This window comes from Pseudomonas sp. Pse79 (assembly GCF_024519615.1).
Lineage (GTDB): Bacteria > Pseudomonadota > Gammaproteobacteria > Pseudomonadales > Pseudomonadaceae > Aquipseudomonas > Aquipseudomonas veronii.
In genome coordinates this window covers 177,584-199,545 of sequence record NZ_JALJRR010000010.1, presented here as the reverse complement: position 1 = coordinate 199,545, position 21,962 = coordinate 177,584, and the positions used below count along the sequence as shown (strand labels likewise).

Genomic DNA, 21,962 nt, shown 5'->3' with positions numbered 1-21,962 from the left:
CAACAAGCCAGGGGATGCCTAAGATGAACGCCAGCACGCTGCACCTCGCCCTGATCGGCGATTACAACCCCGATGTCATTGCGCACCAGGCCATTCCCGTGGCGCTGCAACAGGCCGCCGACGCCTTGGGCCTGACGGTTCGCACGCAATGGCTGGAGACCGACACCCTCAACACCACCTCCGCGCTGCAGGGTTTCGATGGCTTTTGGTGCGTGCCCGCCAGCCCGTACCGCGACATCGACGGCGCACTGCGTGCGATCCGTTTTGCCCGCGAGCAGCGGCGCCCTTTCCTCGGCACCTGCGGCGGTTTTCAACACGCGGTGTTGGAATATGCCCGCAATGTGTTGGGCTGGGCCGATGCCGAACATGGCGAACTGGCCCCCAACGCCCCACGTGCGGTGATCGCGCCACTGAGCTGTTCTCTGGTGGACGCCACCGACACCGTGCGCCTGGCCGCCTACACGCGCATCGCCGACGCCTACGGCACACGCGATATCCACGAAGGTTATCGCTGCCGCTACGGCATCAACCCCGACTTCGCCAGCGCGCTGCTGGACGGTGCTCTGATCCCCTGCGGCCACGACTCGGCCGGCGACCTGCGCGCGGTGGAGTTGCTGGACCATCCGTTTTTTGTCGCCACGCTGTTCCAACCCGAACGCGCCGCCCTCAGGGGCGTCACGCCGCCGCTGGCGATCGCTCTGCTCAAAGCCTGCCAGGAGACCTCGGTATGATTGCCCACACCCCCGCTCCGCCTTACTACGCAGTGATTTTCAGCTCACTGCGCACCGCCGGTGACCACGGTTACGCTGAGGCTGCCACGCGCATGCTGGAACTGGCGCGCGAGCAGCCGGGCTTTCTCGGGGTTGAGTCGGCGCGGGAGGATGGCCTGGGGATCACCGTATCGTACTGGCGCAGCGAAGCCGACATCCTCGCCTGGAAACAACAGACCGAGCATCGGGCGGTGCGCGAGCAGGGGCGTTCCACTTGGTACTCGGCGTTTCACACCCGCGTATGCAAAGTGGAGCGGGCCTACACATTCCAGAACTGAACGGCAGCCGGAGGCCCTCCCGCCGTTGATCTTCATCGATGCCAAAACGCCGCTCAGGCTAGCTGACGAGACTGCGCAACGCACTGATCTGCGGGATCTCCACCCGCCGCATGTACACGCGCAGCGGCTCGGTGATGTTGATGCGGTCGTCAATGTTCTGATCGAGCAGCAGTTGCAGACGCTCACGGGACAACGTCATGACGTGCTCGGGGGCCGGCAGCCAGACAAATTCGGCAGTGGGGATGATGCCGTCATCGGCGACATCCATACCGAAGGAGTCTTCGCTGAACCGCACGATGTACTGGCCGGTCTTGCGGTTGAGGCCGACAAAACCGTGAAGCTGGTCGGCGGCCTGGCAGATAAGCTCGGAGGTGATTCGCATGGTAAACCTCACTGAAAAGTCCCACAGGGACTGGAAAGATGGTTTACACGCGTGGCGGAAAGTACTGCCCTCTTACGGGGCGGTTCGCGGCAAGAGTACTGCAAAGCCACGCAAAAAAAACCCAGAAAATTAGCGCGCACACACGTTAATGTCGGTTTGGTGATAGCGCCTTTCGTTATCAATTGTTAAAAAGGAAGCCTTCTCAAAGCTCCCTCCACGAAAGGACTCCATATATGCCTGTCACGTTCACCAAGAGTGCCTTGCTGCTCGCCCTGATGCTTGGCCTTGGCCAGGCGCAGGCTGCCGACCCGATCAGCCCGGCTGAATTGGCAACTAACGAAGGCATTCCCTACCCTGCGGTGATCGCCCACCGCGGTGCGTCCTACGACGCCCCCGAGTCCACTGCCGCAGCCTACAAGGTCGCGCGCGACCTGGGCGCCGACTACCTGGAGTTGGACCTGCAGCGCAGCAAGGACGGCGTGCTGTTCGCCCTGCACGACAACAACCTGCAACGCACCACCGACGTGGCCACCAAGTTCCCCGAGCGCAAAGACGCTCCGGCCAACGAGTTCACCTGGAAAGAACTGCAAACCCTCGACGCCGGCAGTTGGTTCAACGCCGCCTACCCGGACCGCGCCCGCCCGGGCTTCGTCGGCCTGAAAATCCTCAGCCTGGACGACATCATCAAGATCGCCGAAGGCAACCCGCAGCACAAACCGGGCCTGTACATCGAAACCAAAGAGCCCAAGCAATTCCCGGGCATCGAAGCCGACCTGAAAAACAAGCTGCTGGACAAAGGCTGGTTGAGCTCCGCCGGCTCCAAGCTGGGCAAGAGCAACACCGGTGTCGGACAGGGCAAAGGGCGCGTGGTGCTGCAGACCTTCGAGACGGCCAGCCTGAAAGAGCTGCAGAAAGAAATGCCCAACACCCCGAAAATCCTGCTGCTGTGGGTGGGTGAAGGCAGCATCGAGCCGAAATCCAAGCAAACCTTCGCCGAATCCGGCGAAGCGACCAAGGCCGCTTACTACGCCAAGCAAGAGCCCAAGGACGCCGCCGAGTTCGAAAAATGGGTCGACGAAGCCAAGAGCCTCGGCGCCATCGGCACGGGCCCGTCGGCGGAGCTGACCGCCCTTGGCGACCAGAGCTACACCGACCTGGTGAAGCCTGGAATGAACAAGCTGACCCACGACAAGGGCCTGCTGGTACACGTCTACACCGTGGATGAACCTGTGGACTTCGAGAAAGTGATGAACGCCGGCGTCGACGGTATCTTCACCAACCGCGCCGCCGAACTGCTGAAGTTCTACAAGCGCTGGCCGTCGTCCAGCGTGCAGGACCTGCTGAACGACCACAAATACTGAGCGAGTCAGTGTGCCATTAAGGATGAATTAAGTTGCGCCGGTTAATCTGGCGCCACTTAAACAGCTCACCGAAAAAGGATACACACCATGAAAACCTTGACTGCCCTGTTTGCCGCGACCGCCCTGACCCTGGCCGCCGGCCTGGCCCAGGCCGATGTCCGCCCGGATCATATCGAAGGTCTGCTCAAATCCGGTGCCGTGATGCCTTTCGACAAGCTCAACGCCGCCGCCGTGGCCAAACACGCCGGCGCCCAGATTACCGACACCGAGCTGGACCACAACAACAGCGGCGTCCTGGTCTACGAAGTTGAACTGACCGACACCGCCGGCAAGCGCTTTGAAGTGAAACTCGACGCCAAGACCGGCACCGTGCTCGAAGACAAGCAAGACACCTGAGTCAAACCCTGAAAAAACCGCGCCACCTTCGGGTGGCGCGGTTTTTTATGGGCGCTTGATCAAGCGCTCAGTCGCGCCGTCACCTCGTTCAATTCGCCGGACAAACCACGCAGATTCTGGCTCGCCGCTTCGGTGCGCTTCACGTTGTCGAGGTTGGCGGTGGCCACGGTGGTGATCTGGGTGATATTGCGCGAAATATCCTCGGCCACCGACGTCTGCTCCTCGGCCGCCGTGGCGATCTGGCGGTTCATGTCGCGAATCGCTTCGACGGCCTGGGTGATGTGAGCCAGCATCGCGCCGGCCTGGGTGACTTTTTCCACGCTGTCATCGCTGCACGACTGGCCAGTGACAATCGCCTCGGCCGCATCGACCGCGCCGGTTTGCACCGCCTGGATAATCTGATTGATCTCGATGATCGACGCCGCCGTGCGTTGCGCCAGGCTGCGCACTTCATCGGCCACCACCGCAAACCCGCGCCCCGCCTCGCCCGCCCGTGCCGCCTCGATCGCGGCGTTGAGCGCCAGCAGGTTGGTCTGCTCGGCGATCCCGCGAATCACTTCGAGCACCTTGCCGATCCGCACGCTGTCGGTTTCCAGGCGGCGGATGATGGTGCCGGTGTTGAGGATTTCAGTACGCATCTGGCCGATGGTGGCAATGGTGACTTTCATCACTTCGCCGCCCTCGCGGGCCGATTGGTCTGCGTCATCGGCCGCACGGGACGCACTGGCGGCGTGGTGCGCCACTTCCTGGGCGGTGGCCGACATTTCGGTCATGGCCGTGGCCACCTGGTCGGTACGGTTGAATTGTTCGTGGGTACCAGTCGCCATTTGCCCGGCGATCGAATTCAACTCACCGCTGGCGTGGACCAGGTCGGTGGCACTGCGCTGCAGGCGGCTGAAGGTTTCGGCCAAGAAGTCGCGCAAGGTGTTCGCGGCCTCCGCCAGATGCCCCAGTTCGTCCTGGCGACGACTGGCGACACGCTCGGCAAAACGGCCGTGACTCAGTTGGCTCACATAGTCGATCAAGCCACGGATCGGCAGGATCAGGTTGCGGTTGATCAACCACAGGCTGAACAGGCCGATCAATACGCCGGACAGCAACATGATCGCCAGCCCCACCATCACCGTGCGCTCGGCATGGGCGCTGATGACCTGGGATTGCTGGGTGCTTTGGGCACGCAGGTCGCTGACCAGCGCGCTCATCTGTTCACTGGCGGCGCGGTCCACGCCCTTGACCGCGGCGTCTCCGGCGCTCGGGTCGGCGCCGGCGGCCAAGTAGGCATCGCGGCCCTTCTGGTAGGCAACGCCGAGCTGCTGGTGTTCCTGACGCAGGTTCTGGATACGCTGGCTCAGCGCCGGGTCACCGGCGGTCTGGGTGACCAGCCGCGAGAGAATGCCTTGTACATCGCGCTGCCGATCCTGGAACTGGCCCCAGTATTTCTCCAGGTCCTGCGGCTGCTTGCCGCGCAACAACACGTTTTTCCATTCTTGCACCTGCACCTTGAATTGCAGGTTGGCCTCATCGATCAACTGTGAAGTGAGCAACGGCCCGTCGAGCAAACTGCGGTAACTCTGCACCCCGTTGGAAAGGAAGTTGAAACAGGCCAGGGCGATCAACAGCATCGCCAGCAGGCTGCCGCCGAGCAGCGACAAAATCTGTGCCCGCAGGGATGTTCGTAAAAAAGTCATCGGGAAAAGCCTCGAAACAAGGAAAAGGTGCAAATACGTCATGACATCCCTGTCGTCGAAGGCGCCGTCATCCGCAGCGGTTCTTGCGCCCTGAATCGGCCGATCTAGACACTTCTTGAGCTCATTTCGATAGCCGGTCAATAAAATGTCATCAAGGCGAAATAAGTCGAAAACTGTCACAAAACTGTCAAGCATCCTTGCAATGATTCGCTCACGCGAACCTGTGAAACGTCCTACAGGTCCTTTCTCTGCGAGACTCCATGAACCACAGCATCGACCACAGCCACCAGGACTCCGATCTGTTTGGCTTGCTTTACGGTTTCCGTTTCCGCCCAGGCGAAAAGGGTGAGCAGATTGATTCAGCCACCGCTCTCCAGGCCTTGCAGCAACCGCAAGACCCGCAGGAGTTTCTATGGCTGCACCTGAACCTGGCGCATGCCGGATGCGAGCGCTGGATGCTGGCGCATCTGCAATTGCCGGAAGAATTCTTCGAAGCCTTGCACGAAGGCTCGCGCTCCACCCGTATCGAACACGTCGACTCAGCCTTGCTCGCGGTGGTCAACGACGTGGTGTTCAACTTCAGCAGCATGGTCTCGTCGGATATTTCCACATTGTGGGTCTGCGCCCGCAGTCACTTGCTGATCAGCGCGCGCCTGCAACCGCTGCACTCGGTGGACAAGTTGCGTTCGTCGGTCAAGGCCGGTGAGCACTTCCGCTCGCCGCTGGAGTTGCTGGTCCACCTGCTGCGCGACCAGGGCGAGGTGCTGACGCAGATCGTGCGCAAGACCAGCATCAGCGTCGACCACATCGAAGACCAATTGCTCTCCTCGCACCTGTCCACCAACCGCGCCGAGCTGGGCGCCATGCGCCGGGTGCTGGTGCGCCTGCAACGCCTGCTGGCGCTGGAGCCCGGCTCGCTGCTGCGCCTGCTCAACCGCCCGCCGCAGTGGCTGCAAAAGGAAGACGTCAAGGAGCTGCGCAAATCCACCGAGGAGTTTGCGCTGATCATCAACGACCTGACGGCCCTGGGCGAACGCATCAAATTGTTGCAGGAAGAAATCGCCGCCAACCTCAACGAACAAAGCAACCGCACGCTGTTTACGCTGACGGTGGTCACGGTGCTGGCGTTGCCGATCAATATCATTGCCGGCTTTTTCGGCATGAACGTAGGCGGCGTGCCGCTTTCCCAAGACCCGGAAGGCTTCTGGATTCTGGTGGCGTTGGTCGCGACCTTTACCTTGATTGCCGGGCGCTGGGCCTTCAGGAAACGCAACGACTACTGACCCTCACATGCGCTCAAAAAATCTGTGCGTTTGTAGACCAATGGCCGATCCAATCCGCTAAACACTGATCTATCGCAGCATCTCTGTAATATTCTGCAATGATCATGAGCGACATCCTCTCCGACACTGGATGTTACTGCATGGCCACCCCTTCCCTGACAGCTTCAACGCATACGTCATCCGTTGATACCCGACCCAGGCTGGACAAAAAACCCGGCCTGCTGACGGTGATCATGTTCTTTGCCGTGCTCGCGATGGGCCTGTTGTTCACCGCCTACAGCCTGATGCGCGACATGCACGAACTGGGCACGCTGGTCACCACCTGGACGCCGTTCCTGCTGCTGGGCGTGGCGCTGCTGATCGCCCTGGGTTTCGAATTCGTCAACGGTTTCCACGACACCGCCAACGCCGTGGCGACGGTGATCTACACCAACTCACTGCCGCCGCAGTTCGCGGTGGTGTGGTCGGGTTTTTTCAACTTCCTCGGGGTGCTGCTCTCCAGCGGCGCAGTGGCGTTCGGCATCATTGCCCTGCTGCCGGTCGAGCTGATTTTGCAGGTGGGTTCCTCGGCCGGTTTCGCGATGATCTTCGCCCTGCTGATCGCGGCGATCCTGTGGAACCTTGGCACCTGGTGGCTGGGCCTGCCGGCCTCGTCCTCCCATACTCTGATCGGTTCGATCATCGGCGTCGGCGTGGCCAATGCCTTGATGCACGGGCGTGATGGCACCAGCGGCGTGGACTGGAGCCAGGCGATCAAGATCGGTTACGCCCTGCTGCTCTCGCCGCTGATCGGTTTCGCTTTCGCCGCCCTGCTGTTGCTGGCCCTGCGCGCCTTCGTGAAAAACCGCGCGCTGTACAAGGCGCCCAAAGGCGACACCCCGCCGCCATGGTGGATTCGCGGCATGCTGATCCTTACCTGCACCGGTGTATCGTTCGCCCACGGCTCCAACGACGGGCAAAAAGGCATGGGCCTGATCATGCTGATCCTGGTCGGCACCCTGCCGATGGCGTATGCGCTGAACCGCGCCATGCCCGCCGAACAATCGCTGCAGTTTGCCGCGGTGGCTGAAGTGACCCAGGTCGCGCTGATGAAAAGCGCGCCGCAAGCGCTGCCGGGCGACCCGCGCCCCATCCTCTCGACCTACGTGCGGACCAAGGACGCCACACCCGAACTGATCCCGGCCCTCGCCGCCCTCGCCGGCCAGATCGGCGATGAAGTCAAAGGCTACGGCTCTTTGGCTAAAGTCCCCGCCGAAGCCGTAGGCAACGTGCGTAACGACATGTACCTGACCAGCGAAACCATTCGGTTGATGGACAAGGCCAAGATCGGCAACTTCGACGCCGACACCCAAGGCAAGCTGCAACTGTTCAAGCAACAGATCGACAACTCCACGCGCTTCATTCCGCTGTGGGTGAAGATCGCCGTGGCCATCGCCCTGGGGCTCGGGACCATGGTCGGCTGGAAGCGCATCGTGGTGACCGTGGGCGAGAAAATCGGCAAGACGCACATGACTTACGCCCAAGGCGCCTCGGCCGAGACCGTGGCGATGCTGACCATCGGCGCTGCGGATATGTTCGGCTTGCCGGTGTCGACCACCCATGTGTTGTCGTCCGGCGTGGCGGGGACCATGGTGGCGAACGGCGGCGGCTTGCAGATGAAGACCATCCGCAATTTGCTGATGGCCTGGGTGCTGACCTTGCCGGCAGCGATTCTACTGTCGGGTAGCCTGTACTGGTTATTCACCCAACTCTTCTGACCCAGCGCCGGATCAAAGGTGGGAGGGGCTTGCTCCCTCCCACATTGTTGGCCGGCGTGGCAGTGACCAGGGTGGCGATGCTGCTCTACTGGCTGTTCACCAAACGCTGCTGACCCACTACATTTTGCTGGGCGGTGTTTCAGGTATTGAAGAGCCCGGTCATTGCCTTCAGACGCTTCTTGTACACCCGCCGCGCCTCCAACGCCTGCTCCAGGCTGACCGCCACAAACCCCGCCCGCTGGTTCGGCTGCATCTGCCCGATCAAGTCCAGGTCGGCACTGATCACCGTGCCGATCATCGCGTAGCCGCCGCCCGACACCGCGTCCCGATGCAGCACGATCGGCTCCAGCCCGGCCGGCACCTGGATCGAGCCGATCGGGTAGCAACTGTCGACGATGTTCGACGGATCGGACCCCGCGCCAAACGGCTGCTCCCGTGGCTGAAAGCTCAACGCACTGCCGCCCTTGAAGCGATAGCCGATACGATCCGCCTCGGACCCCACCGTCCACGGCTCGGCAAAAAAGCTGCTTTTCGCCGCCGCCGTCAGGCGTTCGTAATACAGGCCGGGCACCACGCGCAAGGTCACATCGCCACCGACTGCCCGGCGCAAGGCCATCGGCAAGCTGTTGCCCGCCCGCCCCTGCCCACTGGGCTCGCCGATGGGCAGCTCATCCCCCGCCTGCAACCGCCGCCCGTGAAAGCCACCGAGTGCGCCGAGGGTGTAGGTCGAGCGACTGCCGAGCACCAACGGCACGTCGATGCCGCCGGCGACCGCCAGATAGGTACGCGCACCGGCCAGGGGGAATTCGAAGCGCAACACCTGCCCGGCGCGGACCTGGAACGCGGTGTCCTGGTGGACCACTTCACCGTCCAGGCGCGGCGCCATCAAGGCGCCGCTCAGGGCGACCAAGGCGTCCCGGCGAAACTCCAGCACGGGACCGATCAGCGTGCATTCCAGGCCGGCCGCGCCCGGTGGGTTGCCCACCAAATGGTTGGCCGCGCTCAGCGCGTACTGGTCCAGCGCGCCCGACGGCGGAATACCCAGGTGGTAATAACCTTCGCGGCCCAGGTCCTGTACCGAGGTCGCCAGGCCGGGTTTGAGCACCTTGATCATGCCAGCGCCTCCTGCAGGGTTTTCGGATAACCGATGGGGTCGGCGAGAAACGCATCCAGGGAAAATTCCAGGGGGCGGATGCGCAGGTCGAAACGTCCTGCGTCCACCTCGGCGACGGCCAGGTCGTAGGCCTCGCGGTCGATCGGTTTGAACTGCACGATGTCGCCCGGCCGGAAGAACACCATGTGGTCCTTGAGGTAGGCCAACTGCTGCGCCGGGTCGTAGATCGGTGCCGGAGTGACGCCAAACATCTGGTAGCCGCCAGCGCCGCGCACCGAGTAGATGCAGCCAAAGCAGCCGCCATGGCCGAGGGTCAGTTTCGGCGTGTCGGTGCGCGGGCGCAGGTACTTGGGCACCTGCAACTGCCGCTCGCGCTCGACCATCTGGAACATGAACGGCAAGCCCGCGACAAAGCCGACCATCGACACAAACCACGGCGCGCCACTGTGGGCCGCGATGAAAGCGTCGACATCGGCCAGGCCGTTGATCCGCGCCGCATATTCCAGGTCGGTGCCGCCGGGGTCTTGATGGCGATCGCGAAAGCGCATCAGGGTTTCGTGGGTCCAGGGGTCGTTGTAGAGCACCGGGATTTCGATGATGCGCGTGTGCAAGGTGCGTTCGGCCACGGCCTGGGCTTCGGCGCTTTGCACCGCGTCGAGCAGCACATGGGGCGCAATGCGGTCCGGGTCGAAGCGGATCTGGAAGGAGGCGTTGGCCAGGCACACATCCAGCACACCGTCCAACGCCAGGCGTTCCACGGCGCGGGTCACGGCCATGCCTTTGAAGAAAGCCTCCAGGGACATGCTGTCGCTGACCTCGGCGAACAGGTGTTCATCGGCGCCGAAGCTGTAGCGGATGGGGGACGTTTCAGCCATGTCTGTTCCTCTTGGAATCGTTATAGAAAGGCAGGCAAAAAAGTATGGGGTCGATCTTATTCGGGTGTTCTGACCGCAATGCCTGCTTGGTCCAGGGCTTCACGGGTGGCTTCGACCAATTCCAGGGCGCCGGGGGTGTCGCTGTGCAGGCAGATGGAATCGAATTCGATAAACAGGTCTTCGCCTTCTACGGTGCGTACAAGACCCGTCTGACAAGCCCGTAGGACCCGCGCCGCGACGGTGGCAGGGTCGAGGGCGCGCACCGTGCGGGTGAACACGATGGAGCCGCTCAGGTCGTACTCGCGGTCGGCGTAGAACTCACGCACCACCGGCTGCCCCAGTTCCCTGGCAATGCGCCAGATCACCGAATTCGGCATGCAGTACAGCAACAGTGTCGGCTCAATCAGTTGCAGGTTTTGCACCAACAACCGCGCGGCGTCTTCATCGCGGGCCAGGTGCATGTAGAGCGCGCCGTGGGGCTTGATGTGTTGCACGGGCACACCCTGGGCGCGGGCGATTTCACGCAGGGCGCCGAGCTGGTAGAGCATGTCGTCCACCAACTCCTGGGCCGGCGCGTTGATATGGCGGCGACCGAAGCCCACCAGGTCGCGAAAGCCCGGATGGGCGCCGATGGCGACCCCCAGTTGCTTGGCGCGTGCGACGGTGCGGCGCATGGTGCCGGGGTCGCCGGCGTGGAAGCCGGTGGCGATATTGGCCGAGCTGATGTAGGCCATCAGCTCGGCATCGACGCCATCGCCGATCGTCCAGGGGCCGAAGCCTTCGCCCATGTCTGAATTGAAATCCACTGCCTGCATGAAAAGTCGCTCCGCCAAAGGTGATGCTGAAAAGTAGGCTGCGGCTTGACCCCTTGGGAAGATCTATTATCAGATGGCCTATCTTCTGAAAAACAGATATCGCCATGTCGCTGACCTTGCGCCAAATCCGCTACTTCGTCGCCACCGCCGAGATCGGCCAGATTTCCCAGGCGGCGATTCACCTGAACATCTCCCAATCGGCCGTGACCACGGCGATCAAGGAACTGGAGGCGATGCTCGGCGTGCAATTGTTCGTGCGTTCGGCCCAGGGCATGAACCTGACCGACGCCGGGCGGCACTTTCTCAACCGCGCCTATGTGATCGTGCGCAGTGTCGACGACGCGCTGAACAGCCCATTGCCCGACTACCGCGCCAGCGGCGTGCTAAGGGTCGCCGCCAGTTACACGGTGCTCGGTTACTTCCTGCCGCACCATCTGCAGCGCATGGAACACTGGCACCCGGACGTGACCATCGAGGTGTTCGAGCAGGAGCGCCAGGCCATCGAACACGGCCTGCTCGACGGCCAGTTCGACATGGCCGTGGTGCTCACCGCCAACCTCACCCACGCGGATATCGTGTCGGAAATCCTCTTCAACTCCGAACGCCGCCTGTGGCTGCCCAGTCATCACCCATTATGCGAACGCGGCGCCGTCAGCCTGGCGGACGTGGCCCGCGAGCCCTACATCCTGCTGACTGTCGACGAAGCCGAACACAGTGCCATGCGCTACTGGGAACAGGCCGGGCAAACGCCCAAGGTGCGGCTGCGCACCAGTTCGGTGGAAGCGGTGCGCAGCATGGTCGCCAATGGCAGCGGCGTGGCGATCCTGTCGGACCTGGTGCATCGGCCCTGGTCCCTGGAAGGCAAGCGCATCGAAACCCTGACCGTGACCGACCCGGTGACGCCCATGAGCGTCGGCCTGGCCTGGCACCGCGAGCGCGCATTTACCCCGGCGATGCAGGCGTTCCGGGACTACTTCCACGACGCCTTCCTGGCCCCGCAGCAGTTGTCGGCACGGCGTTAGAGTTGGGCTTGCAGCGTCGCGGCCAACCAGTCCATGAACACCCGCACCCGCAGCGGTAAATGCCGCTGCCCGGCATAGAGCAGGGACACGTCCAACGGCGGCGCCGGGTATTCCGGCAAAACCGCCACCAGTTCGCCACTGGCCAACTGATCGCCAATGCCCAGGGCCGGCACCTGGATAATCCCGAAACCGCCCAGGCAAGCCGACTTGTAGGCATCAGTGCTGTTGACCGTGACCCGCCCGGCCATGGGCAGGCGCTGCACCTTGTTGCCCTGCAGGTATTCGAACCCCGCCGAGCGCGAACCCAGCGGGCGCACGTAATGCACCAAGTGGTGGTCGGCCAGGTCGGCCAGCGTCCGCGGCACGCCATAGCGTTGCAGGTAGCCCGCGCTCACGCAGTTGATCATCGGCATGCTGCACAACAACCGGGCGACCACCGACTGGTCCGGCTGTGCACCGACGCGCAGCACGCAATCGAACCCCTCGGCCAGCAGGTCGACCTGACGGTCGGTGGCGCTGATTTCCAGCTCGATCAACGGGTGCGCGTCCATGAAATGCGGCAGGCGCGGCAGGATCAAATCCCGCGCCATCATGGTCGGCAGGTCCACCCGAATGCGTCCGGTCAGTTGTGTTTCGTCCTGGCGAAACAAGCCCTCCAGTTCCTCCATGTGCGCAAGCAAGTCCTTGCTGCGTTCATACAGCACACGGCCGTCCTGGGTCGCCTGCACCTTGCGCGTGGTGCGCTGCAGCAGGCGCGCGCCGAGCAGTTCTTCCAGTGCCTGCACATGCTCGGACACCGTGGAACGCGGCAGGCCCAGGCTCTCGCCGGCGCCGGTGAAACTCGACAGTTCGGTGACGCGCACGAAGGTGCGCAGCAACTCCAGTTTGTTCATGGGATTGTTCGCTTTTTCCGGCCAGTGATTTCGCTTTACCGCTGTTTATCACGTTACAGGCGGACAAATACACTCATTCCCACGATCACCTCAGAGGACTGCACCATGACCCGCAAAATCGCACTGATCACCGGCGCCAGCCGCGGCTTGGGTAGAAGCGCTGCGTTGCGCCTGGCCGCACAAGGCGTGGATATCATCGGCACTTACCACAGCCAGGCGGATGAAGCCCAGGCAGTGGTCGAGCAGATCGAACAATGGGGTGGCCGCGCCGCCATGCTGAAACTGGATGTGAGCCAGAGCGCCACCTTCGACGCGTTCGTCGAAGCCGTCAGCGGCGTGCTCAAGCGTGTTTTCGCACGGGATGATTTCGACTTTCTGATCAACAACGCCGGTATCGGCATCCACGCCAGCTTTGCCGAGACCAGCGAAGCGCAGTTCGACCAACTGGTCGCGATTCAATTCAAAGGCCCGTTTTTCCTGACCCAGAAACTGCTGCCGCTGATCCGTGACGGTGGCCGCATCCTCAATATCTCCAGCGGCCTCGCCCGTTTCAGCCTGCCCGGCTATGCCGCGTATGCGGCGATGAAAGGCGCCATGGAAGTGCTGACCCGCTACCAGGCCAAAGAGCTCGGCGCGCGCGGTATCAGCGTCAACATCCTCGCGCCGGGCGCCATCGAAACCGACTTCGGCGGCGGCGCCGTGCGCGACAACGCCAACCTCAACGCGATGGTCGCCAATAACACCGCCCTGGGCCGCGCCGGGTTACCGGATGATATCGGCGGGGCCATTGCCAGCCTGCTGGCGGACGGTAGCCACTGGATCACCGGCCAGCGGATCGAGGCTTCGGGCGGCATGTTTCTGTAAGAGCTTTTCGCGCATCACGTCGTAGCCCCAGTGGTACACGTAGGTGTACGGCAGGAAAAACAGCAACACGCCGATATCGAGGATAAACGCCTGCAGCAGGCTGATGTTCAGCCACGCGGCAATCAACGGCACGCACATCAGGACCAGCCCGCCTTCAAACAGCAAGGCGTGCAACACTCGGGTCCAGCCGTTGTTGGCCAGTTGCAGGCGTGCCTTGATGCGGTCGAACAGGCCGTTGAAAATCACGTTCCAGGTCAGCGCCATCAGGCTGATTGCCAGGGTGACCATGCCCATTTCCACCGCGGGCTTGTCCATGATCCACGCCAGCAACGGCGTGCAGATCAACAACGCCAGGGCCTCGAAACCGATGGCCTGGCACACACGTTCAGTAATCGACTTGGTAGGGTTCATGCCCCGGCTCCGTGAGTGACTGTGTTGCCATCATTGCGTTTTGTATCGATACTTCATAACCAATAACCATCGATAAAGGCGATAGTCATGGCCTCCCATGAAGTGCTCCAGGCCTTTGTTCAGGCCGCGACCCAAGGCTCTTTTTCTGCGGCGGCACGCAAGCTGGGCAAGAGCCAGTCCACCGTCAGCGCGGCGGTGGCGAGCCTGGAGATTGACCTCGATGTGCTGCTGTTCGACCGCAGCAGCCGCAAGCCGACGCTGACCGCCGCTGGCCACGTGCTGCTGCAACGCGCCGAGCAGGTGCTGGAGGCAAGCAGTCGGCTGGCGCTGGCGGCAAGTCAGCTATCCCAGGGGTTGGAGGCGAAAGTGACGATTGCGATGTCCGACACCTACCAGTCGGAGCGCTTCGAGCTTGCGCTCAAGGCCTTTGAGCAACGCTACCCCGACCTGGAACTGGAATGGCTGATCGCCGAGTGCGAAGACCTGATAGCCCTGGTGCAAAGTGGCCGGGCCCAGATTGCCCTGGTGGAGGCCCAGGAGGTTTACCCACCCGACCTGAGCCGTTCGCCAGTGGAAGAGCGCACCGAAATTGCCCTGTTCGTCGCGCCCACGCACCCCTTGGCCAGCCTGGAAAGCGTCAACCAACAGGTGTTGCAGCAACACCGTGAGCTGCGCCTGGCGAGCATCATCAACCCGAATGAAACCCGCCCCATGGGCCGCGTCTGGTCGGCGCCGAGTTTTCTGATGCTGATGGAAATGGCCCAGCTCGGTTTTGGCTGGGCCGCACTGCCGCGCTGGTTGGTGGAACGCTTTGGCAATGCCGGGCTGATTGAACTGAGCGTGCGCAGTTGGCCGCGCTCGGTGGCGGTGGATGCGCTGTGGTCGCGGCAATATCCGCCGGGGCCTGCGGGGAGTTGGTTGTTGGGGCAGATGCTCGATTGAGTTCGTCCAGAGCAGGCAGCGCTTGGTGGTCCCACAGTGGAAATGCGTTGGACGCTAGATCGGGGTCAGGCTGGCCAGGCGGCGCTCGAGGAAGTGCTTTTCCGGGGTTTGCCGGGTCAGAGACAGGGCTTTTTCATACGCCAGCCGCGCCTCGTCCAGCCGCCCCAATTGTCGGCAGAATTCGCCACGCGCCGAATACGCCAGGTGATAGTCCAGCAATTCGCCCCGCGCCAGAATCGCCTCCACCTGTTGCAATCCGGCCAACGGCCCATCGCGCATGGCCAGCGCCACTGCGCGGTTCAGTTCGATCACGGGCGACGGCACGGTGCTGAGCAGCACATCGTATAGCCCGACAATCTGCGGCCAGTCGGTGTGCTCGGCACTCGGCGCTTCGGCATGTACCGCCGCAATCGCCGCCTGCAAGCCATAGGGCCCAAAGCGCCGGGTCGTCAGCGCTTGCTCCACCAGTGCGCAGCCTTCGGCAATCAGGGATGCATCCCACAATGCTCGGTCCTGTTCGTCCAGGAGCACCAATTCGCCGCTGGCCGAGGTCCGCGCCGGGCGGCGCGACTCGTGCAGCAGCATCAATGCCAGCAAGCCCATGACTTCCGGCTCCGGCAGCAACTCCAGCAACAAACGGCCGAGGCGGATGGCTTCACGGGTCAGGTCGTCGCGCGTGAGATCCGTGCCCATCGACGCCGAGTAGCCTTCGTTGAACACCAGGTAAATCACACGCAGCACGCTGTCGAGGCGCTCGGGCAATTCGGCCAGCGACGGCACCTGATAGGGAATCTTCGCCTCGCGGATCTTGCCCTTGGCCCGCACGATCCGCTGGGCGATGGTGGCCGGCGGAACCAAAAAGGCGCGGGCGATTTCTTCGGTGGTCAGGTCGCAGATTTCACGCAAGGTCAACGGCACTTGGGCGTCAGCCGCCAGCGCCGGGTGGCAGCAGGTGAAGATCAGGCGCAGGCGGTCGTCTTCCACGTCTTCGTCGTCCCAATCGGCCGCTGCCAGCGCATCGGCCTGCGCCTGCAATAACGGGGTGAAACGGGCCTGGCGGCGCAGGCGATCGATGGCCTTGAAGCGCCCGGTCGAGACCAGCCATGCCCGCGGATTGCTCGGCACGCCGTCGTGCTCCCAGCGCTGCATGGCGACCAGGAACGCCTCGTGCAGCGCTTCCTCGGCCAGGTCGAAATCGCCGAGCAAGCGAATCAGCGTCGCCAGCACGCGCCGTGATTCGCGGCGGTAAATCGTCTCGATCGGAGGGGTCAATCGGGCAGATCCTGGGTCACCGGGCGATTGGGCGCGTCGCCCCCAGGTTTGATAAACCGTTCACATTCGGCAGGTTGAGTGTTCATGGGTAAACCTCCTGTTTATGTTATGGGTGTTTTGTGTTCAGAGATTCAATTGGCGCACGGGGCGTACTTCCACACTACCGACCCGGGCCGCCGGAATGCCGCCGGCGACCTGGAGCGCTTCGTTCAAGTCCCGGGCTTCGATCAGGTAAAACCCGGCCAACTGCTCCTTGGTTTCGGCAAACGGCCCGTCGGTGATCGACAGCTTGCCATTGCGCATACGCACAGTGGTGGCGGTGCTCACCGACTCCAGCGGCTCAGCGGCGAGCATGCGCCCGCTCTTTTCGACGGACTGCGCGTAGGCGAAGCACTCCGGGTCGGCCGGACTGTCCGGCGCGGTGTGCAGCACCTGTTCGTTGCTGTAGATCAGGCACAGGTATTTCATGGCGTTCTCCGTTTTCGGACTACTGACTATAGTTCGCGGGGCTCAAGGTTTCAGGTCGAACAGCGCGACGCCGGTGGCCATGTCGAAGGGGGCCGACCAATGCTCATGCACCACCTTCCATTGGCCGTCGACACGCTGGTAACCGACGGTGACGCGCATCCAGCAGGTCTTGAGCACGCCGTCCGGGCCGGTGCCACCGCAGTGAGCCAGCCAATGGGCAAAGGCGCTGTTGTCGGCGGCGACGATATGCAACTCATGGAAGTCGAACACACCGGGGCCGGGGCAGACTTCCATGCACGCCTGCCAGTGCGCGCGGTAGGCCGCCTTACCCTTGAACTGCAGGGCGCTAACCGCGTCGAACGCGATGATATCGTCGGCGTAAAAGCTGACAATCTTATCGATGTCCTTGGCGACGACGGCTTGTTTCCATTGTTTGATCAGGGTGTGGATTGCAGTGTTCATGGCGATACTCCTGGGGGGTGAAAATCTTCAGAGACACCCTTAGTCGAATGGCCCGTCGCCCGATCGACAGCGCGCTGAAAAAAAATCTCGCAGCGTGCAAACCCGATAGACTGCGCCCTTCTTTGCAGCCGTTCGGACGCCCCGATGCAAACCCGCCTTGTCGCCTACGAGGCGCTGAACGCTGTGCAAACACAGCAAGTCGGCGCGATCGAAGTTCACCCTGAGCAGTTGCCGTTTTGCGGCGACATGTATTGCGCACTCAACACCCTGCTGGTCAACCCCAGCCCCGGCATCAAAGGCTTTGCGCTGCTGGCCGACGATGTGCCCGTGGCCTTCCTCCTGCTCAAATGCCCGCCATGCCTGCCCCATTGGGCCGATGCCCACAGCGCCACGCTGCACGCGTTGCAGGTGGATCGCAGCCAACAGGGCCGGGGATTTGGCAAAGCCTGCCTGCAGGCGCTACCCGCGGCGGCGCTTCAGGCCTGGCCGCAGATCAAGGCGCTGGAGTTGTCGGTGGACACGCACAATGTCGCGGCGATGGGCTTGTACCTGGGGCTGGGCTGGGTGGATCGCGGGGAGGCGTACAAAGGGCGGGTCGGGTATGAGCGCCGTTTGAGTCGGGGCTTGGAGCCGCAGTAGATGTCACGTAGAGATGACAGCGACCAACGCTTGAGGGGACGCTGGATCATGAGCATTCCCGCGCAGGAAAAACGGCCGAAGAGTCGCCATCATCTTCGGCCGGCGCTTCAGGCCTTTGCTTCCACAGGCAGCCAGACCTCCACGGTGCCGAGGCCCTTTCTCACATCAAAATCCGCGCTGTACCGCTCGAAATCCACGCCGGCAACCTTGTACCCGGAATGCGGCAACCATTCGAACATGATCCGCTCGTAGGTCTGCGGCAACGCGTGCACCTCGCCGTAGTGCGCGAACACGGCATAGTGATGCGGCGGGATTTCGATGAACTCGAAATTGCTCGGCACATCGCCCTTGGCGGGGACTTCAACCCCGGCGATGTAGTCGAACTCATCGTGTCTGGGGTTATGACAAACCCCGTAGGTAAAGCCGCCCAAACGCTTTTTGATGTATTTGACGCTCTCGTCAAAAACGCCCCACAACTTGGGAATATCCCCGGTGGTGGCCTTCGAATAATGCCCTTGCACCCCGGCGATCACCAGGGCCTTGCCCTCTTCCATGCGCGGCTCTAACGGTTGTTGCGTCTGCTGATCCATCTGAACAGTCTCCTTCTTATGAGAGAACAAACCCGTATTGAGTATAGGGGTATATCCGGATTGCACTGCATGTAGAAATTTTTCCTACGCATCTGGACAACTGGCCATCATCAACCGTATTGTCTGCCCCGCAGGCCACCGCAGTGGCCGACGTCGCTCGGACGGTTCCGGGCGCTTACGTACTTTCGAGGCAACAATGGCCGACCAAGGTTTGCCGCGCCGCTTTGCGCGCATAGATCGACTCCCCCCCTACGTTTTCAATATCACTGCCGAGCTGAAGATGGCTGCGCGTCGGCGCGGCGAAGACATCATCGACTTGAGCATGGGCAACCCTGACGGCCCGACCCCACCACATATCGTGGAAAAAATGGTCACCGTCGCCCAGCGTGAAGACACCCACGGCTACTCCACCTCCAAAGGCATTCCGCGCCTGCGCCGGGCGATTTCGCGCTGGTACAAGGACCGTTATGAAGTGGATATCGACCCCGAGTCGGAAGCCATCGTCACCATCGGTTCCAAGGAAGGCCTGGCGCACTTGATGCTGGCCACCCTGGACCAGGGCGACACCGTACTGGTGCCCAACCCGAGCTACCCGATTCATATCTACGGTGCCGTGATTGCCGGCGCCCAGGTGCGTTCGGTGCCGTTGATTCCGGGCGTGGACTTTTTCGCCGAGCTGGAACGGGCGATTCGCGGTTCGATTCCCAAGCCGAAGATGATGATCCTGGGGTTCCCGTCCAACCCGACCGCGCAGTGCGTGGAGCTGGATTTCTTCGAGCGGGTGATCGCCCTGGCCAAGCAGTACGACGTGCTGGTGGTGCATGACCTGGCCTACGCCGACATCGTCTACGACGGCTGGAAAGCCCCGTCGATCATGCAGGTGCCGGGCGCCAAGGACATTGCGGTGGAGTTTTTCACCCTGTCCAAGAGCTACAACATGGCCGGCTGGCGCATTGGTTTCATGGTGGGCAACGCAGAACTGGTCAACGCCCTGGCGCGGATCAAGAGCTACCACGACTACGGCACCTTCACCCCGCTGCAAGTGGCGGCGATTGCCGCGCTGGAAGGCGACCAACAGTGCGTGAAAGACATCGCCGAGCAGTACCGCCAGCGCCGCAATGTACTGGTCAAAGGCCTGCATGAGTTGGGCTGGATGGTGGAGAATCCCAAGGCGTCGATGTACGTCTGGGCCAAGATCCCCGAAGCGTATGCCGCCATGGGCTCGCTGGAGTTTGCCAAGAAGCTGCTGCTGGAAGCCAAGGTCTGTGTATCGCCGGGGATTGGCTTTGGTGAATATGGCGACGACCATGTGCGCTTTGCGCTGATCGAGAACCAGGACCGGATTCGCCAGGCGGTACGCGGGATTCGCGGGATGTTCCGCGCCGATGGCCTCTTACCAAAAAACGGCGTCTAACTCAGTCAAACATGTGGGAGGGGGCTTGCTCCCGATGGCAGGGTGTCAGTCACTGTATCGGGTGACTGAAACACCGCTATCGGGGGCAAGCCCCCTCCTACATTTGGATTGGGTTTGCACCCTTGCCTTACGGTGTGTCTGTCACACCACCAACGACAGCAACATGATGAAGATCAGCGCCACCACCGACAGAATGGTCTCCATCGCCGTCCAGGTCTTGAACGTCTCGGCCACGGTCATGTTGAAGTACTGCTTCACCAGCCAGAACCCCGCATCGTTGACGTGAGACAGGATCAACGAACCCGCCCCCGTCGCCAACACCAGTAGCTCGCGGTTAACCCCCGGAATCATGCCCACCACCGGCACCACGATGCCTGCGCCAGTGATGGTCGCGACTGTCGCCGAACCGGTCGCCACCCGAATCACCGCCGCCACCAGCCACGCCAGCAGGATCGGGTTGATCTGCGCGTTCACCGCCATATGGCCGATCACGTCGCCCACGCCGCTGGTCACCAGCATCTGTTTGAAACCACCACCGGCACCGATGATCAGGATGATCGCGGCGGTCGGCGCCAGGCTGGCGTCGAGCAGCTTGAGGATCTGCTTGGAGTGGATGCCCTGGCGATGACCGAAGGTGTACAGCGACAGCAGCAACGCCAGCAGCAAGGCACTGATCGGGTGACCGATCATGTCCATCCAGTTGCGCACCACATGACCGTCGACCAAGGCGATGTCGGCGAAGGTTTTCAGCAGCATCAGGAATACCGGCAACAGCACGGTGATCAGGGTGATGCTGAAGCTCGGCAGCGTCTTGTGCTCCGACTCGCGGGCCAGTTGGTCGATCAGTTCCTGGGACGGATTGCCCGGGATGTACTTGGCGATGAACGTACCGAAGATCGGGCCGGCGATGATGGCAGTCGGCAGCGCGACGATCAGGCCGTACAGAATGGTCTTGCCGATGTCCGCGCCAAACACGCCGATGGCCAGCAGCGGGCCCGGGTGCGGTGGCACCAGGCCATGGACCGCCGACAGGCCGGCGAGCAGCGGGATGCCGATCTTGATCAGCGACACGCCGGTACGGCGCGCGACGATAAACACCAGCGGGATCAGCAACACAAAACCGATCTCGAAGAACAGCGGGATACCCACCAGGAACGCGGCGAACATCATCGCCCACTGGACCTTTTCCTTGCCGAAGGCGCGGATCAGGGTCTGGGCGATCTGATCGGCACCGCCAGATTCGGCCATCATCTTGCCGAGCATCGTACCCAGCGCGAGGATAATGCCGACAAAGCCGAGCACCCCGCCGAAGCCGTCCTGGAAGGCCTTGATGATCTTGTCCACGGGCATGCCCGAGGTCAGGCCAAGGAAGCCGGCGGCGATGATCAACGCGATAAACGGGTGAACCTTGAACTTGGTGATCAAGAAGATCAGACCAATGATAGTGACCACTGCATCAAGCAGCAGGTAGGACTCGTGGGACATGCCAAACATGGGGGTCTCTCCTGTTTGTTGTTGTTATTAAAGCGGGTGTTGAATTTGTTGTCGGAGATAGCGCTATCTTTTCCGACACAAAAATTAATGAGCTGGTTCAAAACCGTGTTTGCACCACCACGCATGGGTTTGCTCGGCCAACGCCTCGACGCTGTCTTCGCTGGCGTTGAGGGCCAGGGTCAGCGGCTCGCCGATGGGCGACTCAAGGGTGGCGAACTGGCTGTCGATCAGGCTTGCCGGCATGAAATGCCCGGGCCGATGGGACACGCGGTCGGCGGCGACTTCGCGGTTCAGTTCCAGAAACACAAAGCCCAGGCCCGGCGCGGCTTCGCGCAGGTGGTCGCGGTATTTCTTTTTCAATGCGGAACAGGTGAGGACCGGGTGTTCGCCGGCCTTGAGCGAACGGCGCAACTCATCGCACAGGATGTCGAGCCAGCCGGCGCGGTCGTTGTCGTCGAGGGGGTGGCCGGCGCTCATTTTTTCGATGTTCGCGGCGGGGTGAAAGCTGTCGCCTTCAATGGCGGTGGCACCGTTCAGACGGCACACGGCCTCGCTGACGCTGGTCTTGCCGCAGCCGGCGACACCCATGATGACCAGGGCGGTAACAGGTTGACTCATGAAACACCTCAGGACGCAGATAGCGCTACCTTTGCACGCTGTAAGGCTAGTGCAAAAACAGGCTTTTCCCGCGCCGTCTTGTCTTTTTTTATGGAGTGACGCGTGCATCCGCTCCAAGCATTTGAACTGGATCAGGCAACCCAGCATTCAAGCA

Annotated in this window: 24 protein-coding genes and 1 pseudogene; 11 read left to right on the top strand and 14 right to left on the bottom strand. The window is 62.1% G+C overall.

Annotation, left to right across the window (positions count from 1 at the left end; genetic code table 11):
* The first annotated feature begins 23 nt into the window (after positions 1 to 23).
* Positions 24 to 731: a CTP synthase gene (locus tag NR164_RS15375; RefSeq protein WP_256822915.1), complete on the top strand. Its 708-nt coding sequence runs from the start codon at positions 24 to 26 to the stop codon at positions 729 to 731.
* Positions 728 to 1,048: an antibiotic biosynthesis monooxygenase gene (locus NR164_RS15370; RefSeq protein ID WP_046382310.1), complete on the top strand. Its 321-nt coding sequence runs from the start codon at positions 728 to 730 to the stop codon at positions 1,046 to 1,048. The genes NR164_RS15375 and NR164_RS15370 overlap by 4 nt, the downstream gene beginning before the upstream one ends.
* A gap of 58 nt (positions 1,049 to 1,106) precedes the next feature.
* On the opposite strand, the gene NR164_RS15365 is transcribed toward NR164_RS15370, so the two are convergent.
* On the bottom strand, positions 1,107 to 1,430 hold the full coding sequence (locus NR164_RS15365; RefSeq protein ID WP_017847228.1) for a DUF2025 family protein: 324 nt from the start codon (positions 1,428 to 1,430) through the stop codon (positions 1,107 to 1,109).
* Between the two features lie 233 nt (positions 1,431 to 1,663).
* Here NR164_RS15365 and NR164_RS15360 point away from each other — a divergent pair, with 233 nt between their 5' ends.
* Entirely contained in the window at positions 1,664 to 2,791 is a 1,128-nt protein-coding gene (locus NR164_RS15360; protein ID WP_017847227.1) for a glycerophosphodiester phosphodiesterase family protein, read from the top strand.
* A gap of 87 nt (positions 2,792 to 2,878) precedes the next feature.
* Positions 2,879 to 3,187, top strand: coding sequence for a PepSY domain-containing protein (locus NR164_RS15355; protein WP_017847226.1), 309 nt, complete (start codon positions 2,879 to 2,881; stop codon positions 3,185 to 3,187).
* A gap of 59 nt (positions 3,188 to 3,246) precedes the next feature.
* Here NR164_RS15355 and NR164_RS30590 read toward each other — a convergent pair whose 3' ends face one another.
* The gene (locus tag NR164_RS30590; RefSeq protein WP_371918780.1) at positions 3,247 to 3,951 is read right to left on the bottom strand and encodes a methyl-accepting chemotaxis protein; all 705 of its coding nucleotides are present in this window, start codon (positions 3,949 to 3,951) and stop codon (positions 3,247 to 3,249) included.
* A 228-nt stretch (positions 3,952 to 4,179) separates the two neighbouring features.
* Positions 4,180 to 4,290 (bottom strand): annotated as a pseudogene (locus NR164_RS30585) (hypothetical protein); the annotation flags it as partial.
* An 845-nt stretch (positions 4,291 to 5,135) separates the two neighbouring features.
* Here NR164_RS30585 and NR164_RS15345 point away from each other — a divergent pair.
* Positions 5,136 to 6,158, top strand: coding sequence for a transporter (locus NR164_RS15345; RefSeq protein ID WP_017847224.1), 1,023 nt, complete (start codon positions 5,136 to 5,138; stop codon positions 6,156 to 6,158).
* A gap of 140 nt (positions 6,159 to 6,298) precedes the next feature.
* Positions 6,299 to 7,915 carry an inorganic phosphate transporter gene (locus NR164_RS15340; RefSeq protein WP_256822913.1) on the top strand — a complete coding sequence of 539 codons (1,617 nt, stop codon included), beginning with the start codon at positions 6,299 to 6,301 and terminating at the stop codon, positions 7,913 to 7,915.
* Between the two features lie 139 nt (positions 7,916 to 8,054).
* Here NR164_RS15340 and NR164_RS15335 read toward each other — a convergent pair whose 3' ends face one another.
* The 3 genes from NR164_RS15335 to NR164_RS15325 are packed head-to-tail and all read right to left on the bottom strand — an operon-like array spanning position 8,055 to position 10,719.
* The gene (locus NR164_RS15335; protein ID WP_256822912.1) at positions 8,055 to 9,029 is read right to left on the bottom strand and encodes a biotin-dependent carboxyltransferase family protein; all 975 of its coding nucleotides are present in this window, start codon (positions 9,027 to 9,029) and stop codon (positions 8,055 to 8,057) included.
* Complete coding sequence (locus NR164_RS15330) at positions 9,026 to 9,904, bottom strand: allophanate hydrolase subunit 1 (RefSeq protein WP_256822911.1); 879 nt, start codon at positions 9,902 to 9,904, stop codon at positions 9,026 to 9,028. Before NR164_RS15330 ends, NR164_RS15335 begins: the two co-directional genes overlap by 4 nt.
* A 56-nt stretch (positions 9,905 to 9,960) precedes the next feature.
* The gene (locus NR164_RS15325) at positions 9,961 to 10,719 is read right to left on the bottom strand and encodes a 5-oxoprolinase subunit PxpA (protein ID WP_232590509.1); all 759 of its coding nucleotides are present in this window, start codon (positions 10,717 to 10,719) and stop codon (positions 9,961 to 9,963) included.
* Between the two features lie 104 nt (positions 10,720 to 10,823).
* Here NR164_RS15325 and NR164_RS15320 point away from each other — a divergent pair, with 104 nt between their 5' ends.
* Complete coding sequence (locus tag NR164_RS15320; protein ID WP_017847219.1) at positions 10,824 to 11,741, top strand: LysR family transcriptional regulator; 918 nt, start codon at positions 10,824 to 10,826, stop codon at positions 11,739 to 11,741.
* On the opposite strand, the gene NR164_RS15315 is transcribed toward NR164_RS15320, so the two are convergent.
* On the bottom strand, positions 11,738 to 12,634 hold the full coding sequence (locus NR164_RS15315; RefSeq protein WP_017847218.1) for a LysR family transcriptional regulator: 897 nt from the start codon (positions 12,632 to 12,634) through the stop codon (positions 11,738 to 11,740). The two genes, NR164_RS15320 and NR164_RS15315, sit on opposite strands and share 4 nt — an antisense overlap.
* A 105-nt stretch (positions 12,635 to 12,739) precedes the next feature.
* Between NR164_RS15315 and NR164_RS15310 the strand changes: the two genes are divergently transcribed.
* Complete coding sequence (locus NR164_RS15310; RefSeq protein WP_126585418.1) at positions 12,740 to 13,498, top strand: SDR family NAD(P)-dependent oxidoreductase; 759 nt, start codon at positions 12,740 to 12,742, stop codon at positions 13,496 to 13,498.
* Here the strand turns inward: NR164_RS15310 and NR164_RS15305 are convergent.
* Complete coding sequence (locus NR164_RS15305; protein ID WP_177034252.1) at positions 13,397 to 13,909, bottom strand: multidrug/biocide efflux PACE transporter; 513 nt, start codon at positions 13,907 to 13,909, stop codon at positions 13,397 to 13,399. The genes NR164_RS15310 and NR164_RS15305 overlap by 102 nt on opposite strands.
* A gap of 87 nt (positions 13,910 to 13,996) precedes the next feature.
* Here NR164_RS15305 and NR164_RS15300 point away from each other — a divergent pair, with 87 nt between their 5' ends.
* A complete protein-coding gene (locus tag NR164_RS15300) occupies positions 13,997 to 14,851 on the top strand; it encodes a LysR family transcriptional regulator (protein WP_017847215.1) in 855 nt (284 codons plus the stop codon).
* 54 nt (positions 14,852 to 14,905) lie between these two features.
* Here NR164_RS15300 and NR164_RS15295 read toward each other — a convergent pair whose 3' ends face one another.
* From NR164_RS15295 to NR164_RS15285, 3 genes are all read right to left on the bottom strand, one after another.
* Positions 14,906 to 16,123, bottom strand: a complete 1,218-nt coding sequence (locus tag NR164_RS15295; RefSeq protein WP_256822910.1) for an RNA polymerase sigma factor — start codon at positions 16,121 to 16,123, stop codon at positions 14,906 to 14,908.
* A 123-nt stretch (positions 16,124 to 16,246) separates the two neighbouring features.
* A complete protein-coding gene (locus tag NR164_RS15290) occupies positions 16,247 to 16,591 on the bottom strand; it encodes a YciI family protein (RefSeq protein WP_177034248.1) in 345 nt (114 codons plus the stop codon).
* Between the two features lie 42 nt (positions 16,592 to 16,633).
* Complete coding sequence (locus NR164_RS15285) at positions 16,634 to 17,053, bottom strand: nuclear transport factor 2 family protein (RefSeq protein WP_046382301.1); 420 nt, start codon at positions 17,051 to 17,053, stop codon at positions 16,634 to 16,636.
* A 144-nt stretch (positions 17,054 to 17,197) separates the two neighbouring features.
* Here NR164_RS15285 and NR164_RS15280 point away from each other — a divergent pair, with 144 nt between their 5' ends.
* A complete protein-coding gene (locus NR164_RS15280; protein ID WP_017847211.1) occupies positions 17,198 to 17,692 on the top strand; it encodes a GNAT family N-acetyltransferase in 495 nt (164 codons plus the stop codon).
* Between the two features lie 107 nt (positions 17,693 to 17,799).
* Here the strand turns inward: NR164_RS15280 and NR164_RS15275 are convergent, their stop codons facing one another.
* Complete coding sequence (locus NR164_RS15275) at positions 17,800 to 18,282, bottom strand: GyrI-like domain-containing protein (RefSeq protein ID WP_017847210.1); 483 nt, start codon at positions 18,280 to 18,282, stop codon at positions 17,800 to 17,802.
* A gap of 196 nt (positions 18,283 to 18,478) precedes the next feature.
* Here NR164_RS15275 and alaC point away from each other — a divergent pair, with 196 nt between their 5' ends.
* Entirely contained in the window at positions 18,479 to 19,696 is a 1,218-nt protein-coding gene (gene alaC, locus NR164_RS15270) for an alanine transaminase (protein WP_256822909.1), read from the top strand.
* Between the two features lie 141 nt (positions 19,697 to 19,837).
* Here alaC and NR164_RS15265 read toward each other — a convergent pair whose 3' ends face one another.
* Both NR164_RS15265 and NR164_RS15260 read right to left on the bottom strand, forming a co-directional pair.
* Entirely contained in the window at positions 19,838 to 21,190 is a 1,353-nt protein-coding gene (locus NR164_RS15265; protein WP_046382297.1) for a GntP family permease, read from the bottom strand.
* Positions 21,191 to 21,274: 84 nt separating this feature from the next.
* On the bottom strand, positions 21,275 to 21,808 hold the full coding sequence (locus NR164_RS15260) for a gluconokinase (RefSeq protein WP_046382296.1): 534 nt from the start codon (positions 21,806 to 21,808) through the stop codon (positions 21,275 to 21,277).
* Positions 21,809 to 21,962 lie beyond the last annotated feature (154 nt).

Bases quoted from the DNA above. Each gene is read 5' to 3' on its own strand.
- NR164_RS15340 (WP_256822913.1), top strand. From the start codon at position 6,299: ATGGCCACCCCTTCCCTGACAGCTTCAACGCATACGTCATCCGTTGAT.
- NR164_RS15345 (WP_017847224.1), top strand. From the start codon at position 5,136: ATGAACCACAGCATCGACCACAGCCACCAGGACTCCGATCTGTTTGGC.
- NR164_RS15360 (WP_017847227.1), top strand. From the start codon at position 1,664: ATGCCTGTCACGTTCACCAAGAGTGCCTTGCTGCTCGCCCTGATGCTT.
- NR164_RS15355 (WP_017847226.1), top strand. From the start codon at position 2,879: ATGAAAACCTTGACTGCCCTGTTTGCCGCGACCGCCCTGACCCTGGCC.
- NR164_RS30590 (WP_371918780.1), bottom strand. From the start codon at position 3,951: ATGTCGGCCACCGCCCAGGAAGTGGCGCACCACGCCGCCAGTGCGTCC.
- NR164_RS15275 (WP_017847210.1), bottom strand. From the start codon at position 18,282: ATGGATCAGCAGACGCAACAACCGTTAGAGCCGCGCATGGAAGAGGGC.
- NR164_RS15315 (WP_017847218.1), bottom strand. From the start codon at position 12,634: ATGAACAAACTGGAGTTGCTGCGCACCTTCGTGCGCGTCACCGAACTG.
- NR164_RS15280 (WP_017847211.1), top strand. From the start codon at position 17,198: ATGCAAACCCGCCTTGTCGCCTACGAGGCGCTGAACGCTGTGCAAACA.
- NR164_RS15305 (WP_177034252.1), bottom strand. From the start codon at position 13,909: ATGAACCCTACCAAGTCGATTACTGAACGTGTGTGCCAGGCCATCGGT.
- NR164_RS15265 (WP_046382297.1), bottom strand. From the start codon at position 21,190: ATGTTTGGCATGTCCCACGAGTCCTACCTGCTGCTTGATGCAGTGGTC.
- NR164_RS15300 (WP_017847215.1), top strand. From the start codon at position 13,997: ATGGCCTCCCATGAAGTGCTCCAGGCCTTTGTTCAGGCCGCGACCCAA.
- NR164_RS15310 (WP_126585418.1), top strand. From the start codon at position 12,740: ATGACCCGCAAAATCGCACTGATCACCGGCGCCAGCCGCGGCTTGGGT.
- NR164_RS15370 (WP_046382310.1), top strand. From the start codon at position 728: ATGATTGCCCACACCCCCGCTCCGCCTTACTACGCAGTGATTTTCAGC.
- NR164_RS15285 (WP_046382301.1), bottom strand. From the start codon at position 17,053: ATGAACACTGCAATCCACACCCTGATCAAACAATGGAAACAAGCCGTC.
- NR164_RS15290 (WP_177034248.1), bottom strand. From the start codon at position 16,591: ATGAAATACCTGTGCCTGATCTACAGCAACGAACAGGTGCTGCACACC.
- alaC (WP_256822909.1), top strand. From the start codon at position 18,479: ATGGCCGACCAAGGTTTGCCGCGCCGCTTTGCGCGCATAGATCGACTC.
- NR164_RS15320 (WP_017847219.1), top strand. From the start codon at position 10,824: ATGTCGCTGACCTTGCGCCAAATCCGCTACTTCGTCGCCACCGCCGAG.
- NR164_RS15335 (WP_256822912.1), bottom strand. From the start codon at position 9,029: ATGATCAAGGTGCTCAAACCCGGCCTGGCGACCTCGGTACAGGACCTG.
- NR164_RS15325 (WP_232590509.1), bottom strand. From the start codon at position 10,719: ATGCAGGCAGTGGATTTCAATTCAGACATGGGCGAAGGCTTCGGCCCC.
- NR164_RS15375 (WP_256822915.1), top strand. From the start codon at position 24: ATGAACGCCAGCACGCTGCACCTCGCCCTGATCGGCGATTACAACCCC.
- NR164_RS15365 (WP_017847228.1), bottom strand. From the start codon at position 1,430: ATGCGAATCACCTCCGAGCTTATCTGCCAGGCCGCCGACCAGCTTCAC.
- NR164_RS15260 (WP_046382296.1), bottom strand. From the start codon at position 21,808: ATGAGTCAACCTGTTACCGCCCTGGTCATCATGGGTGTCGCCGGCTGC.
- NR164_RS15330 (WP_256822911.1), bottom strand. From the start codon at position 9,904: ATGGCTGAAACGTCCCCCATCCGCTACAGCTTCGGCGCCGATGAACAC.